The organism is Pseudomonas sp. GW704-F2 (assembly GCF_059423025.1).
In genome coordinates this window covers 95,826-111,048 of record NZ_JBWKXO010000008.1, presented here as the reverse complement: position 1 = coordinate 111,048, position 15,223 = coordinate 95,826, and the positions used below count along the sequence as shown (strand labels likewise).

The window sequence follows — 15,223 nt, the reverse complement described above, 5'->3', positions numbered from 1 at the left end:
TTTCATTGCCCACAAGATCTCATATGTCTGTCGGCACCCTCGCCTTCTCCCGCGCCGCCTCCCGGCTGATCACGCCCTGCGTGACCAAGGCCTTCAAGCGCATATCCAACGTCTGCATCCCCGATGCGCCACCGGTCTGAATCGCCGATACGATCTGCGCCACCTTGTCTTCGCGGATCAAATTGCGAATGGCGGGCGTACACAGCATGATTTCATGGGCCGCCACGCGCCCGCCGCCGATCTTCTTGACCAACACCTGGGACACCACTGCCTGCAGCGACTCCGAGAGCATCGAGCGGACCATCGGCTTTTCTCCCGCCGGAAACACGTCCACCAGGCGATCCACGGTCTTGGCCGCCGACGCGGTGTGCAGGGTGCCGAAGACCAGATGTCCGGTCTCAGCCGCCGTCAGCGCCAGGCGGATGGTTTCCAGGTCACGCAGTTCACCCACCAGGATCACATCCGGGTCTTGCCGCAGTGCCGAACGCAAGGCCGCCGAAAAACTGTGGGTGTCGCGATGCACCTGGCGCTGGTTGATCAGGGCCCGGCAGGGCTGGTGGATGAATTCGATGGGGTCTTCCAAGGTGAGGATGTGCTGGCGCCGGTGCTGGTTGAGGTGATCGATCAGCGCCGCCAGGGTGGTCGACTTGCCCGAGCCGGTGGGCCCGGTCACCAGCACCAGGCCGCGCGGCAGTTGGGCGATACGTTGGAACACCGCGCCCAACCCGAGGCTTTCCAGGCTCTGGACCTGGGCGGGGATGTTGCGAAACACCGCGCCCATGCCACGCGCCTGCTGGAACACATTCACCCGGAATCGCCCGACACCGGGCAGTTCGAAGGCGAAATCCGTTTCAAGAGATGTTTCGAAATCCTTTTGTTGGTAGCGGTTGAGCAAAGGGCTGAGCAAATCCGCCACGTGCGTGGGTGACAACACTGGCCCATCCAGGGACCAGACCTCGCCATCCATCCGCAGCATCGGTGCGAGGCCGGCCGACAGGTGCAGGTCGGAGGCGCCCCGGCGCACGCTGTGCGTGAGTAATTCAGTGATATCCATAGGGCTTTCCATTTCCAGTAGAATGCCGCGGACTCCATATCCACGGGCGCATCTTGAATGTCGACGATAGCAGACAACATTGGCCAGGTTCGCCAGCGCATCCGCGCCGCAGCCGACGCCGTGCAACGTGACGCAAACAGCATCCACCTGCTGGCCGTGAGCAAGACCAAGCCCGCGCAAGCCGTGCGCGAAGCCTATGCCGCCGGGATGTGCGATTTCGGCGAAAACTACCTGCAGGAAGCCTTGGGCAAACAGGCCGAATTAACCGACCTGCCCTTGAGTTGGCACTTCATCGGCCCCATTCAATCGAACAAGACTCGCGCGATCGCCGAGAACTTCGCTTGGGTGCATTCCGTGGACCGCCTGAAAATCGCACAACGCCTGTCCGAACAACGCCCGGCCGACCTGGCCCCGCTGAACATCTGCATCCAGGTCAACGTCAGTGGCGAAGCCAGCAAGTCCGGCTGCACGCCCGCCGACCTGCCGGCGCTGGCCAACGCGATCAGCGCCCTGCCGCGCTTGAAGTTGCGCGGTTTGATGGCGATCCCTGAACCGACCGAAGACCGCGCCGCACAGGATGCAGCGTTCGCCGCCGTCCGCGACCTGCAGGCCAGTTTGAACCTGCCGCTCGACACACTTTCCATGGGCATGAGCCACGACCTCGAGTCGGCCATCGCCCAAGGCGCCACCTGGGTGCGGATCGGTACCGCCCTGTTTGGCGCCCGCGACTACGGTCAGCCGTGAAATGGCCGACTTCCCACTGAATAAGGACCTGTCATGAGCAACACGCGTATTGCCTTTATCGGCGCCGGCAACATGGCGGCCAGCCTGATCGGCGGCCTGCGGGCCAAGGGCCTGCAAGCCCAACAGATCCGCGCCAGCGATCCGGGCGCCGAAACCCGCGCCCGCGTCAGCGCCGAACACGGTATCGACACCTTCGCCGACAACGCCGAGGCCATCCAGGGCGTCGACGTGATCGTGCTGGCGGTCAAGCCGCAAGCCATGAAAGCCGTGTGCGAAAGCCTGCGCCCGAGCCTGCAGCCGCGCCAGTTGGTGGTGTCCATCGCCGCCGGCATCACCTGCGCCAGCATGAACCGCTGGCTCGGCGCCCAGCCCATCGTGCGCTGCATGCCCAACACCCCGGCGCTGCTGCGCAAAGGCGTGAGCGGTTTGTATGCCACCGCCCAGGTGAGCGCCGAACAGCGCGACCAGGCCCAGGAACTGCTGTCCGCCGTGGGCATCGCCCTGTGGCTGGAACAGGAAGAGCAACTGGACGCGGTGACCGCCGTCTCCGGCAGCGGCCCGGCCTACTTCTTCCTGCTGATCGAAGCCATGACCGCCGCCGGCGTGAAACTGGGCCTGAGCCGGGACATCGCCGAGCAACTGGCCGCGCAAACCGCCCTGGGCGCCGCGCAGATGGCCGTGACCAGCGACGTGGATGCCGCCGAACTGCGCCGCCGCGTGACTTCCCCCGGCGGCACCACGCAAGCCGCCATTGAATCGTTCCAGGCCGGGGGCTTCGAAGCCCTGGTGGAAAAAGCACTGGGTGCCGCGGCACATCGTTCGGCCGAGATGGCCGAGCAACTGGGCAAATAGTCGTCCCCAACCTGCAACTGGACTAGATAGGAATCGAACATGCTCGGAATCAATGACGCTGCCATTTTCATCATCCAGACCCTGGGCAGCCTGTACCTGCTGATCGTGCTGATGCGCTTTATCCTGCAACTGGTGCGGGCGAACTTCTACAACCCGCTGTGCCAGTTCGTGGTGAAGGCCACCCAGCCGCTGCTCAAGCCCCTGCGCCGGGTGATCCCGAGCCTGTTCGGGCTGGACATGTCCTCGCTGGTGCTGGCGCTGCTGCTGCAGATCCTGCTGTTCGCGGTGATCCTGATGCTCAACGGCTACCAGGCCTTGACCCTGCTGCTGCTGCCATGGGCGCTGATCGGGGTTTTCTCGCTGTTTTTGAAGATCCTCTTCTGGTCGATGATCATCAGCGTGATCCTCTCGTGGGTCGCACCCGGCAGCCGCAGCCCTGGAGCCGAGCTGGTCGCGCAGATCACCGAACCGGTGCTGGCGCCGTTCCGCCGGTTGATCCCCAACCTGGGCGGTCTGGACATCTCGCCGATCTTCGCGTTTATCGCGATCCAGCTCCTGCAAAGCTGGGTGATCCCGCGCCTGGCGTTCTATGCGTTCATGCCCAAAGAGCTGTTCGGGTTGATCTGATTCGGCCCCGCTTGCGTGTCAGGGCCGGATAACCTCCGGCCTTTGCTTGCCGCTAGGGGCAGCGGTCTTTAGACTTACGCCTCATTTAAACGAGAGCAGGGTCGATGCCAGCTGCCTTCCCCCCCGATTCTGTTGGACTGGTCGTGCCCCAAATGGCGCACTTCAGCGAACCGCTGGCCCTGGCCTGCGGACGTTCGCTGCCAGCCTACGACCTGATCTATGAAACCTACGGCCAGTTGAACGCCACGGCGAGCAACGCCGTGCTGATCTGCCACGCCTTGTCCGGCCATCATCACGCCGCGGGCTTCCACAGCGTCGACGAGCGCAAGCCCGGCTGGTGGGACAGCTGCATCGGCCCCGGCAAGCCCATCGATACCAACAAGTTCTTTGTGGTCAGCCTGAACAACCTCGGCGGCTGCAACGGCTCGACCGGCCCCAGCAGCCTCAACCCGGAAACCGGCAAGCCCTTCGGCGCCGACTTCCCGGTGCTGACCGTGGAAGACTGGGTCCACAGCCAGGCGCGTCTGGCCGACCGGCTGGGCATCCAGCAATGGGCCGCCGTGATCGGCGGCAGCCTCGGCGGCATGCAGGCCCTGCAGTGGACCATCACTTACCCCGATCGCGTGCGCCATTGCCTGGCCATCGCCTCGGCCCCCAAGTTGTCGGCGCAGAACATCGCCTTCAACGAAGTGGCGCGCCAGGCGATCCTGACCGACCCGGACTTCCACGGCGGTTCGTTCCAGGAAGCCGGCGTGATCCCCAAGCGCGGCTTGATGCTGGCGCGGATGGTTGGGCATATCACCTACCTGTCCGACGATTCCATGGGCGAGAAATTCGGCCGCGGCCTCAAGAGCGAGAAGCTCAACTACGACTTCCACAGCGTCGAGTTCCAGGTGGAAAGCTACCTGCGCTATCAGGGCGAAGAGTTCTCCGGGCGGTTTGACGCCAACACCTACCTGCTGATGACCAAGGCCCTGGACTACTTCGACCCGGCCGCCAACTTCGACGACGACCTGGCGAAAACCTTCGAGGGCGCGTCGGCCAAGTTCTGCGTGATGTCGTTCACCACCGACTGGCGCTTCTCGCCGGCCCGCTCGCGGGAACTGGTGGATGCCTTGATGGCGGCGAAGAAAGACGTCTGCTACCTGGAAATCGATGCTCCGCAAGGCCACGACGCCTTCCTGATCCCGATTCCTCGTTATCTGCAGGCGTTCAGTAACTACATGAACCGCATAACTCTGTGAGAACGCCATGAGAGCCGACCTGGAAATCATCCAAGACTGGATACCCGCCGGCAGCCGCGTGCTCGACCTTGGCTGCGGCAATGGCGAACTGCTGAGCTGGCTGCGCGACAACAAGCAAGTCACCGGCTATGGCCTGGAAAACGACCCGGACAACATCGCCGAGTGCGTGGCCAAGGGCATCAACGTGATCGAGCAGGACCTGGACAAGGGCCTGGGCAACTTTGCCAGCAACAGCTTCGACGTCGTGGTGATGACCCAGGCCCTGCAGGCGGTGCATTACCCGGACCGCATCCTCGACGAAATGCTGCGCGTCGGCCGCCAGTGCATCATCACCTTCCCCAACTTCGGTCACTGGCGCTGCCGCTGGTACCTGGCCACCAAGGGCCGCATGCCGGTGTCGGATTTCCTGCCGTACACGTGGTACAACACGCCGAACATCCACTTTTGCACCTTCGAAGACTTCGAAGCCCTGTGTGGCGAGCGGGAAGCCAAGGTGATCAACCGCCTTGCCGTCGATCAACAGCACCGCCACGGCTGGGCGAGTAAACTATGGCCCAACCTGTTGGGTGAAATCGGGATTTACCGGGTCAGCAGCCCGGGCCTGACAGACCACAAGATCGCCGTCTAACTATTTTCGAGGAAGACGAATATGAGACGCCTGGCTGTATTTCTACTCACCGCGTGCCTGGGCGTCAGCGCCATGGCCGCCGATGCCATCGACAGTAAGCGCCAGAAGGAATTTGGCGATATCACCGTACACTACAACACCTTCACCTCCAGCTTCCTGCAACCCGATACGGCCCAGGCTGTCGGCGTGGTACGCAGCAAGAACAAGGGCTTGATCAACGTGACCGTGATCAAGGGCGTGACGCCCGTAGCCGCGCAAGTGACCGGCACGATCAAAGACCTGAGCGGCAGGAGCGAAATCCTGACGTTCAAGCAGATTACCGAAAAAGGTGCGATCTATTACCTCGCGCCCTACAACGTGCCGCAACAGGAAGTGCGGGTTTTCACCATCAACGTTGAAACCGGCGGCAAGGCCCATGGTTTCCAATTCAACCAGGAACTGTTTCCGGCGGACTGATGAACCTGACTCAACTCGTGCTGGCCAGCCATAACGCCGGCAAACTCAAAGAACTCCAGGCCATGCTCGGCGAGTCCGTGCAACTGCGCTCGATCGGCGAGTTCAGCCAGGTCGAGCCCGAAGAAACGGGCCTGTCGTTCGTCGAGAACGCCATCCTCAAGGCGCGCAATGCCGCGCGCCTGTCCGGCCTGCCGGCGCTGGCGGACGACTCGGGCCTGGCGGTGGACTTCCTCGGCGGCGCCCCCGGTATCTATTCGGCGCGCTATGCCGACGGCAAAGGCGACGCGGCGAACAACGCCAAGCTGCTCGATGTGCTCAAGGACGTGCCGGATGCCGAGCGTGGCGCGCAGTTCGTCTGCGTGCTGGCCCTGGTGCGACATGCCGACGATCCGTTGCCGATCCTCTGCGAAGGCCTGTGGCACGGGCGCATCCTGCATGCGGCCAACGGCGCGCATGGGTTTGGCTACGACCCGCTGTTCTGGGTGCCGGAGCGCGATGTCTCCAGCGCCGAACTGAGCCCGGCCGACAAAAACCAGATCAGCCACCGCGCCCGCGCCATGGCTTTGCTGCGCCAGCGCCTGGGCTTGAAATGACCCAGAACACCTCCGCGCAGCCGCTGATCCACGGCGGTGCGCAAACACCACGGGCGGCCCTGCCCCATCTGCCGCCCCTGGCGCTGTACATCCACATCCCGTGGTGCGTGCGCAAATGCCCTTATTGCGACTTCAACTCTCACACCGCCAGCCCTGTGTTGCCGGAAGAAGAGTACGTCGATGCGCTGCTGGCCGACCTCGATCAGGACCTGCACGCAGTTTATGGCAGGGAACTGAGTTCGATCTTCTTCGGTGGCGGCACGCCGAGCCTGTTCAGTGCCGCCGCGCTGGGCCGCCTGCTCAAGGGCGTGGAAGCACGCATCCCGTTTGCCGACGACATCGAGATCACCCTGGAAGCCAACCCGGGAACGTTCGAGCAAGAGAAGTTCGTGGCGTACCGCAAGCTGGGGATCAATCGCCTGTCCATCGGCATCCAGAGCTTCCAGCAGGAAAAACTCGCGGCCCTGGGCCGTATCCACAACGGCGATGAAGCCGTGCGCGCCGCCGGCATGGCGCGCCAGGCCGGGTTCGACAACTTCAACCTGGACCTGATGCATGGCTTGCCCGATCAGTCCCTGGACGACGCCCTGAGCGACCTGCGCCAGGCCATCGCGCTCAAACCGACCCATTTGTCGTGGTACCAACTGACCCTGGAGCCCAACACCGTATTCTGGAACCAGCCGCCGACGCTGCCGGAAGACGACACCCTGTGGGATATCCAGGAAGCTGGCCAGGCGCTGCTGGCCGAACACGGTTACGCGCAATATGAAGTATCGGCCTATGCGCAACCGGGGCGAGCGGCGCGACATAACCTCAACTACTGGAGCTTCGGCGACTTCATCGGCATCGGTGCTGGCGCCCATGGCAAGCTCAGCCACCCGGACGGGCGCATCGTCCGCACCTGGAAGAGCCGCGCACCGAAGGACTACCTCAACCCGGCCAAAAGCTTCCTGGCCGGCACGAACGCGCTGACCAACGAAGAGCTGCCGTTCGAGTTCCTGATGAACGCCCTGCGCCTCACCGAAGGCGTCGACGCCAAGCTCTACGCCGAACGCACCGGTCTGGCGCTGGCAAGCCTCGCGCAAGGCCGCACCGAGGCAGAACAAAGTGGCTTAATGCAGGTCGAACCGTCACGCCTGGCGGCGACTGACCGCGGGCAACTCTTTCTCAATGACCTGTTGCAGAAGTTTTTGAGCTGATCGCTCTTAAGGAAATCGAATGGATTTGGTACTCGACCTGCTCGCCACCGTATCCCGCTGGAGCCGCAGCAACCTGTCGGAAATCTCCCTGGCCCTGGTCGGCTGCCTGTTGGTGCTGTTCGGCGCCGACATCAAAGGCTGGGTCGAAGCCCGCCTGGGCAGCATCGCCGGCGCCTTGCGCGTACCGTTGATGGCCCTGCTGTGCATGATCGGCAGCGGCGCGGCGCTGATCTACGCCACGCCGTGGATTGTGCGGGGGCTGAGCCAGTTCAATAACTACAGCCTGGCGCCGGTATTGGTGGTGGTGCTGGTATTGATCGGCGTCGTCGCCGACCGCCGCTGATCCCAAACCCAACACAAAACCAATGTGGGAGGGGGCTTGCCCCCGATAGCAGAGTGTCAGTCAACCACTCTATGACTGACCCACCGCTATCGGGGGCAAGCCCCCTCCCACATTTTTTGACCGCATTCCAAGTTACTGGCTGATCAGTCGACTTTCTCGAACTTCAAATCCCACACCCCATGCCCCAACCGCTCGCCGCGGCGTTCGAACTTGGTGATCGGGCGCTCGGCCGGGCGTGGCACGCATTTGCCGTCTTCGGCCAGGTTGCGGTAGCCAGGGGCGACGTTCATCACTTCCAGCATGTATTCCGCATAGGGTTCCCAGTCGGTGGCCATGTGCAAGATACCGCCGACTTTCAGCTTGCTGCGTACCAGTTCCGCGAAGGACGCCTGGACGATGCGGCGCTTGTGGTGACGGCTTTTGTGCCATGGGTCGGGGAAGAACAGCATCAGGCGATCGAGGCTGTTGTCGGCGATGCAGCGGTTGAGCACTTCAATCGCGTCGCAGTCGTACACCCGCAGGTTGGTCAAACCCTGGGTCAGCACGCCATTGAGCAGCGCGCCGACACCTGGGCGATGGACTTCCACACCGATGAAATCCTGTTCCGGCGCGGCGGCGGCCATTTCCAGCAGGGAGTGGCCCATACCGAAGCCGATTTCCAGGGAGCGCGGGGCCGAACGGCCGAACACTTGGTCATAGTCCACCGGCGCGTCGGCCAGGGGCAGGACGAACAGCGGCGTGCCTTGCTCCAGGCCCTTTTGCTGGCCTTCGGTCATGCGACCGGCGCGCATCACAAAGCTCTTGATGCGGCGGTGCTTGGACTCGTCGCCCTGTTCCACGGTGTTCGGCGTTTCGTTTGATTCAGTCATCAATGGCTCTTACTTGATCAGACCATCCAGCGGCGAGGAGGCGCTGGCGTAGAGTTTTTTCGGCATGCGCCCGGCGAGGTAGGCCAGGCGGCCCGCGACGATGGCGTGTTTCATGGCTTCGGCCATCATGATCGGCTGTTGGGCATTGGCGATGGCCGAATTCATCAGCACCGCTTCGCAGCCCAGCTCCATGGCGATGGTCGCGTCGGAGGCAGTGCCCACGCCCGCATCCACCAGCACCGGGATCTTGGCTTCTTCGAGGATGATCTGCAGGTTGTACGGGTTGCAGATCCCAAGGCCGGTGCCGATCAGGCCGGCCAGCGGCATCACGGCGATGCAGCCGATTTCGGCCAGTTGGCGGGCGATGATCGGGTCATCGCTGGTGTAGACCATCACGTCGAAGCCTTCCTTGACCAGGGTTTCGGCGGCCTTGAGGGTTTCGATCACGTTGGGGAACAGGGTTTTCTGGTCGGCCAGCACTTCCAGCTTCACCAGGTTGTGGCCGTCGAGCAGCTCACGGGCCAGGCGGCAGGTACGCACAGCTTCGATGGCGTCGTAGCAGCCGGCGGTGTTCGGCAGGATGGTGTAGCGGTCCGGCGGCAGGATATCCAGCAGGTTCGGTTCGCCCGGGTTCTGGCCGATGTTGGTGCGGCGCACGGCCACGGTCACGATCTCGGCGCCCGAGGCTTCGATGGCCAGGCGGGTTTCTTCCATATCGCGATACTTGCCGGTGCCTACCAGCAGACGGGACTGGTAGGTACGACCGGCCAGGACGAAGGGCTTGTCGCTACGAACGATGCTCATGGGAAATCCTCGAAGTGGGGTGAGGTTCTGCAGAATCCGGGGTGGCGTGCCTGGGCGCCGGACGACTAGCCGCCGCCGATGGCGTGGACCACTTCGACCTGGTCACCTTCGGTGAGCGCAGTCTCGACGTGTTGGCTACGCGGGACGATATCCTGGTTGAGCTCCACTGCGACGCGACGCCCGGTCAGGTCCAGACGGGTCAGCAGGGCCGCAACGGTTTCGCCGTCGGGCAGTTCAAAAGGTTCGCCGTTCAACTGAATGCGCATGCCATGGGCCGCCATCGTTTTTAGGGGCAAGCATTCTAGCCCGATTGGCGTAGCTGGCCCAAGACCCTTTGATCAGCAGCGCGCTTCAGGCCGCCTGCTGCAAGCGCCACGCCGCCAGCCCCAGGAGGAACCAACCGAGCAGAAACGCCAGGCCACCGAACGGCGTGATGATGCCGAGCTTGCTGATGCCAGTCATCGTCAGCACGTACAGGCTGCCGGAGAACAGCAGGATGCCGACGACGAACGACACGCCCGCCCACGTGACCAGGCGGCCAGGCAGGTGCGCCGCGAGCAACGCCACGCCGAACAGCGCCAGGGTGTGGACCAGTTGGTAGGTCACGCCGGTATGGAAAATCGCCAGGTACTCGGCGCTCAGGCGGTTTTTCAAGCCGTGGGCGGCGAACGCACCGAGGGCGACACCGGTGAAGCCGAAAAAAGCAGCCAGCATCAGAAAGCCACGCAGCATGAGGAACTCCAGTCAGACTCATTGGGCAGGGTCTGTATAATGGCCCGCTCAACGGGTTCGGCCAAGCCATCTCTATGCTGCATGTCCTCTTCAATCGTTTTCTCAAAGCCGTGAAATGGTTTGCCATCGGCAGCGTGTTGCTGGTGCTGCTGTTTCGTGTCGTACCGCCGCCGTTCACGGCGCTGATGGTGGAGCGCAAGATCGAATCCTGGTTTGACGGCGAACCGATTGACCTGCAGCGCACCTGGGTGCCGTGGGATGAGATCTCCAACGACCTCAAAGTGGCGGTGATGGCGGGTGAAGACCAGCGTTTCCCACAACATTGGGGCTTCGATTTCGGCGCGATCCAGGCGGCGCTCCTGCACAACGAGCGCGGCGGCTCGATCCGCGGCGCCAGTACGCTGAGCCAGCAGGTATCGAAGAACCTGTTCCTGTGGTCCGGCCGCAGTTATCTGCGCAAGGGCCTGGAGGCCTGGTTTACCGGGCTGATCGAGGTGCTGTGGCCCAAGCAGCGGATCCTTGAGGTGTACCTCAACAGCGTGGAATGGGATGAAGGGGTGTTCGGTGCGCAAGCGGCGGCGCAGCATCACTTCGGGGTGAGTGCCAAGGCGCTTTCTCGGCAGCAGGCCAGCTATCTGGCGGCGGTGTTACCCAATCCTCGGGTATGGAGCGCCAGCCATCCAACGGCCTATGTGGCACGGCGGGCGGCATGGATTCGCCAGCAGATGAGCCAGCTGGGTGGGAATGGCTATCTGGTTGAGTTGAACAATTCGCGCAAGGCGCCTTGGTCCGACTGACACAACACAGAAATAAATGTGGGAGGGGGCTTGCCCCCGATAGCAATGGATCAGTCACCTTGATGTCGACTGACACTCAGCTATCGGGGGCAAGTCGAATCGTCGCACCGCCCCTCCCACAGTTTAAGCGGCGATCGACAGCTTCAGCTTGTTCATCGCGCTTTTCTCAAGCTGACGAATCCGCTCAGCCGACACGTTGTACTTCTGCGCCAGGTCGTGCAGCGTGGCTTTTTCTTCGGCCAGCCAGCGCTGGTAGAGGATGTCACGGCTGCGGTCGTCCAGCACTTCCAGCGCTTCGTGCAGGTTGTGGTTGGAGTTGTCGCTCCAGTCGGCGTCTTCCAGTTGACGCGCCGGGTCGTACCGGTGGTCTTCCAGGTAGTTGGCCGGCGATTGGAAGGCGCTGTCGTCGTCCGCCTCGGCGGCCGGGTCGAAGGCCATGTCATGGCCGGTCAGGCGGCTTTCCATCTCGCGCACTTCACGCGGCTCCACACCGAGGCTTTCGGCCACGCGGTGGACTTCTTCGTTGTTCAGCCACGCCAGGCGTTTTTTCTGGCTGCGCAGGTTGAAGAACAGCTTGCGCTGGGCCTTGGTGGTCGCGACTTTCACGATGCGCCAGTTGCGCAGGATGAACTCGTGGATTTCCGCCTTGATCCAGTGAACGGCGAACGACACCAGGCGCACACCCATTTCCGGGTTGAAGCGCTTCACTGCCTTCATCAGGCCGACGTTGCCTTCCTGGATCAGGTCAGCCTGGGCCAGGCCGTAGCCGCTATAGCTACGGGCGATATGTACGACAAAACGCAGGTGGGCGAGCACCATCTGCCGAGCCGCCCCCAAATCCTGCTCATAGTAGAGACTCTCGGCCAGTTCACGCTCCTGCTCCGGTGTCAGCAATGGAATGCTGTTGACCGTGTGCACATAGGCCTCCAGGTTCGCACCCGGGACCAAGGCATAAACAGGTTGCAAAGAAGTGGTCATACGAAAAAACCTCCGACTCACATAACTCGTGCAGTTCAGCACTGCGAAAATTGACCGGGAACCGTAGGACAAGTTCCCTAAACCACTGATACGGTCAATACAAACGAAACCACATTAATCTGACATTAACTACTTCGGTGCCAGCTCACGTAAATGCCGTGCGACCGCAATCCACGCACCGATATACCCCAACAAGACCGCGCCAAGCAAGAGCGACAGACCATCGGCGACCGGCACCCCGGCCAGGGCGAAATCACTGCCGTACAAGCCGGCCAGCCCGATGACCGCGTCGTTCAGCCAGTCCAGGCCGAACGCCAACAAGCCCCAGGACAAAATCCCCGCACCGAAGCCATAAAGCGCGCCCATGTACAGAAAAGGACGACGCACATAGCTGTCCGTGCCGCCGACCAGTTTAATCACTTCTATCTCGGTGCGACGGTTTTCAATATGAAGACGAATGGTATTACCTATCACCAAAAGTAATGCAGACACCAACAACACCGTCAGGCCGAACACAAAGCGGTCGCCCAGCTTGAGGATCGCCGCCAGGCGCTCTACCCAGACTAGATCAAGTTGCGCCTGTTGCACCTTGGGCATCTCTGCGAGTTTTTGTCGCAGGGCCTCCAGGGCCGGTTTGTCGACTTCATTCGGCGTCACCAGCACCACCCCCGGCAGCGGGTTCTGCGGCAGCTCCTTGAGCGCCTCGCCCAGGCCGGACTGTTGCTGGAACTCCTCGAGGGCCTGATCGCGGCTGATGTACTCGGCATCCGCCACGCCCGGCAGGTTCTTGATCTCTTCGCGCAGGGCCTCGCCGTCTTTGGCGCTGGCATCCAGGTTCAGGTACAGCGAAATCTGCGCGGCGCGCTGCCAGGAACCGCCCAGGCGCTCCACATTATTAAGCAGCAGCGACAAGCCCATGGGCAGGCTCAAGGCCACGGCCATCACCAGGCAGGTGAAAAAGCTGCCGATCGGTTGCTTGCCCAGGCGACGCAGGCTGTCGAGCAGGCTGGCACGATGGCTTTCGATCCAGGCACGCAGCAGCGTGGCGAAATCCGGGCCGTCGTCTTCGTCGTGTTTTTTCTTTTTCGGTTGCGGGTCGGCCGGTTTCGGCGCCACGCGCTCGGAAACCTTGGGGCTGCGTGTCGCACTCATACGCCAGCCTCCCCGTCGCCGATCAGGCGACCGCGTTGCAGGGTCAGCATGCGATGGCGCATGCGCGCGATCAGTGCCAGGTCGTGACTGGCGATCAGCACGCTGGTGCCCAGGCGGTTGATGTCTTCGAACACGCCCATGATCTCGGCCGCCAGGCGCGGGTCGAGGTTACCGGTGGGTTCGTCCGCCAGCAGCAAGGCCGGGCGGTGGACGATGGCGCGGGCGATGCCGACGCGCTGTTGCTGGCCGGTGGACAGGTCGCCGGGGTAGAGGTCGGTCTTGTCCGACAACGCCACGCGCTCCAGCGCCGAGTCCACGCGCTTGATGATTTCGGCCTTGGACAGCCCAAGGATCTGCAACGGCAACGCAATGTTATTGAACACCGTGCGATCGAACAGCAACTGGTGGTTCTGGAACACCACGCCGATCTGGCGGCGCAGGAACGGGATCTGCGCATTGCTGATGGTGGCCAGATCCTGGCCGGCCAGCAACAGCTTGCCGGTGGTCGGACGTTCCATGGCCAGCAGCAGGCGCAACAGGGTACTTTTGCCGGCACCCGAATGGCCGGTGACAAACAAGAATTCGCCGCGACGCACTCGAAAACTCAGCTCATGCAAGCCGACATGCCCATTGGCATAGCGTTTACCGACCTGTTCGAATCGAATCATGAACGCTCCCGCTCGGCAAACAGTGCCTGGACAAAGGGTTCGGCTTCAAAGGTGCGCAGGTCGTCGATACCTTCACCGACGCCGATATACCGAATCGGCAACCCGAACTGCTTGGCCAGGGCGAAGATCACGCCGCCCTTGGCCGTGCCGTCGAGCTTAGTCAATGCCAGGCCGGTCAGTTGCACCGTCTGGTGGAATTGTTTGGCCTGGCTGATGGCGTTCTGGCCAGTACCGGCGTCAAGCACCAGCAGCACCTCGTGCGGAGCCTCGCCGTCGAGCTTACCGATCACGCGGCGCACTTTCTTCAGCTCTTCCATCAGGTTGTCTTTGGTGTGCAGGCGACCGGCGGTATCGGCGATCAGCACATCAATGTTGCGGGCCTTGGCGGCTTGCACGGCATCGAAGATCACCGAAGCGGAATCGGCGCCGGTGTGCTGGGCGATGACCGGGATCTTGTTGCGCTCGCCCCAGACCTGCAGTTGCTCGACGGCCGCGGCGCGGAAGGTGTCGCCGGCGGCGAGCATGACTTTCTTGCCTTCCAACTGCAGCTTCTTGGCCAGTTTGCCGATGGTGGTGGTCTTGCCGGCGCCGTTGACGCCGACTACCAGGATCACGAACGGCTTCTTCGGAGTAATCACCAACGGCGCTTCGACCGGCTTGAGCATCGCGGCCAGCTCGGCCTGCAGGGATTTGTACAGCGCATCGGCGTCGGTCAACTGCTTGCGCGCGACCTTCTGGGTCAGGCTCTGGATGATCACGGCGGTGGCTTCGACGCCCACGTCGGCGGTCAGCAGACGGGTTTCGATGTCATCCAGCAGTTCGTCATCGATGGTCTTCCGGCCCAGGAACAGGCTGGCCATGCCTTCGCCGATGGTCGCGCTGGTTTTGCTCAGGCCTTGCTTGAGACGGGCGAAGAACCCGGTTTTGCTCGGTTCGGCGGCAACCACGGGCGACGGCGCGATCACGGCGGGCGCCGCGGCCACAACAGGTGCGGGAGTCGGCTCGACCGCCACCGGCTCAACCTGCGGAATCGGCGGCGTCACATGCTCGGCCTGCACATCTTCGACCAGTGCCACGGGCTCTTCGGCCACCGGCAGTGCCAGCCACGGTTTGTGCTCAGGCTCGGCTTGCGCCAACGGCGCGGTCGGTTCGGCACCTACCAAGGGCTCAGGGATCGGCTCATATTGAACCTGCGGCTGTTCGACGACGGTTTCCTGCGGCTTTTTGCGCAGCCATCCGAACAGGCCTTTTTTCTCGCCAGCCGCAGCTGGGCTCTTCTTGTCGTCGTTGGAACCAAACATGGAGGACGGCTATCTCAAGGTAGCGACGCGCCAAGGGCGCCTCGGTAAATAAAAATTCGATGCAGAACAGACTGCTTTAACGCTCGCTCGTTCATGCGCAACATTTTGTAAGGCGTAAATAAAGGCCTCAACAAATCGATTCAATATGGAATTGAAGCGATAACATCGGCGAAAAGATGAAG

At 62.5% G+C, this 15,223-nt stretch carries 19 protein-coding genes; 10 read left to right on the top strand and 9 right to left on the bottom strand.

Going from position 1 to position 15,223, the window contains the following annotated elements; translation table 11 throughout:
• Positions 1–19 precede the first annotated feature (19 nt).
• Positions 20–1,054, bottom strand: a complete 1,035-nt coding sequence (locus AC07W0_RS09365) for a type IV pilus twitching motility protein PilT (protein WP_102617739.1) — start codon at positions 1,052–1,054, stop codon at positions 20–22.
• Between the two features lie 57 nt (positions 1,055–1,111).
• Here AC07W0_RS09365 and AC07W0_RS09360 point away from each other — a divergent pair, with 57 nt between their 5' ends.
• The 9 genes from AC07W0_RS09360 (at position 1,112) to AC07W0_RS09320 (ending at position 7,740) form a co-directional block, all read left to right on the top strand.
• Positions 1,112–1,798, top strand: a complete 687-nt coding sequence (locus tag AC07W0_RS09360) for a YggS family pyridoxal phosphate-dependent enzyme (protein ID WP_017845007.1) — start codon at positions 1,112–1,114, stop codon at positions 1,796–1,798.
• 33 nt (positions 1,799–1,831) lie between these two features.
• Positions 1,832–2,650: a pyrroline-5-carboxylate reductase gene (proC, locus tag AC07W0_RS09355; protein WP_102617740.1), complete on the top strand. Its 819-nt coding sequence runs from the start codon at positions 1,832–1,834 to the stop codon at positions 2,648–2,650.
• A 39-nt stretch (positions 2,651–2,689) separates the two neighbouring features.
• Positions 2,690–3,277 carry a YggT family protein gene (locus AC07W0_RS09350; protein WP_017845009.1) on the top strand — a complete coding sequence of 196 codons (588 nt, stop codon included), beginning with the start codon at positions 2,690–2,692 and terminating at the stop codon, positions 3,275–3,277.
• Positions 3,278–3,381: 104 nt separating this feature from the next.
• Complete coding sequence (gene metX / locus AC07W0_RS09345; protein ID WP_046381757.1) at positions 3,382–4,521, top strand: homoserine O-succinyltransferase MetX; 1,140 nt, start codon at positions 3,382–3,384, stop codon at positions 4,519–4,521.
• 7 nt (positions 4,522–4,528) lie between these two features.
• Positions 4,529–5,149 (top strand): methionine biosynthesis protein MetW, encoded by a 621-nt coding sequence (gene metW / locus AC07W0_RS09340; protein ID WP_017845011.1) that lies wholly within the window; start codon positions 4,529–4,531, stop codon positions 5,147–5,149.
• Between the two features lie 21 nt (positions 5,150–5,170).
• Complete coding sequence (locus AC07W0_RS09335) at positions 5,171–5,605, top strand: DUF4426 domain-containing protein (RefSeq protein WP_046381756.1); 435 nt, start codon at positions 5,171–5,173, stop codon at positions 5,603–5,605.
• Positions 5,602–6,198: an RdgB/HAM1 family non-canonical purine NTP pyrophosphatase gene (gene rdgB / locus AC07W0_RS09330; protein WP_102617741.1), complete on the top strand. Its 597-nt coding sequence runs from the start codon at positions 5,602–5,604 to the stop codon at positions 6,196–6,198. The genes AC07W0_RS09335 and rdgB overlap by 4 nt, the downstream gene beginning before the upstream one ends.
• On the top strand, positions 6,195–7,397 hold the full coding sequence (gene hemW, locus AC07W0_RS09325; RefSeq protein ID WP_102617742.1) for a radical SAM family heme chaperone HemW: 1,203 nt from the start codon (positions 6,195–6,197) through the stop codon (positions 7,395–7,397). Before rdgB ends, hemW begins: the two co-directional genes overlap by 4 nt.
• A 19-nt stretch (positions 7,398–7,416) precedes the next feature.
• Positions 7,417–7,740 (top strand): DUF3392 domain-containing protein, encoded by a 324-nt coding sequence (locus AC07W0_RS09320; protein WP_003176691.1) that lies wholly within the window; start codon positions 7,417–7,419, stop codon positions 7,738–7,740.
• 143 nt (positions 7,741–7,883) lie between these two features.
• On the opposite strand, the gene trmB is transcribed toward AC07W0_RS09320, so the two are convergent.
• From trmB to AC07W0_RS09300, 4 genes are all read right to left on the bottom strand, one after another.
• Positions 7,884–8,609, bottom strand: a complete 726-nt coding sequence (gene trmB, locus AC07W0_RS09315; RefSeq protein WP_017845015.1) for a tRNA (guanosine(46)-N7)-methyltransferase TrmB — start codon at positions 8,607–8,609, stop codon at positions 7,884–7,886.
• A gap of 9 nt (positions 8,610–8,618) precedes the next feature.
• Entirely contained in the window at positions 8,619–9,413 is a 795-nt protein-coding gene (locus AC07W0_RS09310; RefSeq protein WP_017845016.1) for a thiazole synthase, read from the bottom strand.
• 65 nt (positions 9,414–9,478) lie between these two features.
• Positions 9,479–9,679 carry a sulfur carrier protein ThiS gene (gene thiS / locus AC07W0_RS09305; protein ID WP_008434168.1) on the bottom strand — a complete coding sequence of 67 codons (201 nt, stop codon included), beginning with the start codon at positions 9,677–9,679 and terminating at the stop codon, positions 9,479–9,481.
• A gap of 85 nt (positions 9,680–9,764) precedes the next feature.
• Positions 9,765–10,145 (bottom strand): DUF423 domain-containing protein, encoded by a 381-nt coding sequence (locus AC07W0_RS09300; protein ID WP_017845018.1) that lies wholly within the window; start codon positions 10,143–10,145, stop codon positions 9,765–9,767.
• Between the two features lie 74 nt (positions 10,146–10,219).
• Here AC07W0_RS09300 and mtgA point away from each other — a divergent pair, with 74 nt between their 5' ends.
• Positions 10,220–10,942 carry a monofunctional biosynthetic peptidoglycan transglycosylase gene (gene mtgA / locus AC07W0_RS09295; protein WP_102617743.1) on the top strand — a complete coding sequence of 241 codons (723 nt, stop codon included), beginning with the start codon at positions 10,220–10,222 and terminating at the stop codon, positions 10,940–10,942.
• A gap of 123 nt (positions 10,943–11,065) precedes the next feature.
• Here the strand turns inward: mtgA and rpoH are convergent, their stop codons facing one another.
• The 4 genes from rpoH to ftsY form a co-directional block, all read right to left on the bottom strand.
• Entirely contained in the window at positions 11,066–11,920 is an 855-nt protein-coding gene (rpoH, locus tag AC07W0_RS09290; RefSeq protein WP_017845020.1) for an RNA polymerase sigma factor RpoH, read from the bottom strand.
• A gap of 129 nt (positions 11,921–12,049) precedes the next feature.
• Entirely contained in the window at positions 12,050–13,072 is a 1,023-nt protein-coding gene (ftsX, locus tag AC07W0_RS09285; RefSeq protein ID WP_017845021.1) for a permease-like cell division protein FtsX, read from the bottom strand.
• Positions 13,069–13,740, bottom strand: coding sequence for a cell division ATP-binding protein FtsE (ftsE, locus tag AC07W0_RS09280; protein WP_017476533.1), 672 nt, complete (start codon positions 13,738–13,740; stop codon positions 13,069–13,071). The genes ftsX and ftsE overlap by 4 nt, the downstream gene beginning before the upstream one ends.
• Entirely contained in the window at positions 13,737–15,041 is a 1,305-nt protein-coding gene (gene ftsY / locus AC07W0_RS09275) for a signal recognition particle-docking protein FtsY (protein WP_102617744.1), read from the bottom strand. The genes ftsE and ftsY overlap by 4 nt, the downstream gene beginning before the upstream one ends.
• Positions 15,042–15,223: the final 182 nt, after the last annotated feature.

Excerpts from the sequence above, each read along its gene's own strand:
- AC07W0_RS09360 (WP_017845007.1), top strand. The coding sequence starts at position 1,112 with ATGTCGACGATAGCAGACAACATTGGCCAGGTTCGCCAGCGCATCCGC.
- AC07W0_RS09300 (WP_017845018.1), bottom strand. The coding sequence starts at position 10,145 with ATGCTGCGTGGCTTTCTGATGCTGGCTGCTTTTTTCGGCTTCACCGGT.
- AC07W0_RS09335 (WP_046381756.1), top strand. The coding sequence starts at position 5,171 with ATGAGACGCCTGGCTGTATTTCTACTCACCGCGTGCCTGGGCGTCAGC.
- AC07W0_RS09350 (WP_017845009.1), top strand. The coding sequence starts at position 2,690 with ATGCTCGGAATCAATGACGCTGCCATTTTCATCATCCAGACCCTGGGC.
- metX (WP_046381757.1), top strand. The coding sequence starts at position 3,382 with ATGCCAGCTGCCTTCCCCCCCGATTCTGTTGGACTGGTCGTGCCCCAA.
- thiS (WP_008434168.1), bottom strand. The coding sequence starts at position 9,679 with ATGCGCATTCAGTTGAACGGCGAACCTTTTGAACTGCCCGACGGCGAA.
- AC07W0_RS09365 (WP_102617739.1), bottom strand. The coding sequence starts at position 1,054 with ATGGATATCACTGAATTACTCACGCACAGCGTGCGCCGGGGCGCCTCC.
- AC07W0_RS09310 (WP_017845016.1), bottom strand. The coding sequence starts at position 9,413 with ATGAGCATCGTTCGTAGCGACAAGCCCTTCGTCCTGGCCGGTCGTACC.
- trmB (WP_017845015.1), bottom strand. The coding sequence starts at position 8,609 with ATGACTGAATCAAACGAAACGCCGAACACCGTGGAACAGGGCGACGAG.
- hemW (WP_102617742.1), top strand. The coding sequence starts at position 6,195 with ATGACCCAGAACACCTCCGCGCAGCCGCTGATCCACGGCGGTGCGCAA.
- AC07W0_RS09320 (WP_003176691.1), top strand. The coding sequence starts at position 7,417 with ATGGATTTGGTACTCGACCTGCTCGCCACCGTATCCCGCTGGAGCCGC.
- rpoH (WP_017845020.1), bottom strand. The coding sequence starts at position 11,920 with ATGACCACTTCTTTGCAACCTGTTTATGCCTTGGTCCCGGGTGCGAAC.
- ftsE (WP_017476533.1), bottom strand. The coding sequence starts at position 13,740 with ATGATTCGATTCGAACAGGTCGGTAAACGCTATGCCAATGGGCATGTC.
- ftsX (WP_017845021.1), bottom strand. The coding sequence starts at position 13,072 with ATGAGTGCGACACGCAGCCCCAAGGTTTCCGAGCGCGTGGCGCCGAAA.
- metW (WP_017845011.1), top strand. The coding sequence starts at position 4,529 with ATGAGAGCCGACCTGGAAATCATCCAAGACTGGATACCCGCCGGCAGC.
- proC (WP_102617740.1), top strand. The coding sequence starts at position 1,832 with ATGAGCAACACGCGTATTGCCTTTATCGGCGCCGGCAACATGGCGGCC.
- mtgA (WP_102617743.1), top strand. The coding sequence starts at position 10,220 with ATGCTGCATGTCCTCTTCAATCGTTTTCTCAAAGCCGTGAAATGGTTT.
- ftsY (WP_102617744.1), bottom strand. The coding sequence starts at position 15,041 with ATGTTTGGTTCCAACGACGACAAGAAGAGCCCAGCTGCGGCTGGCGAG.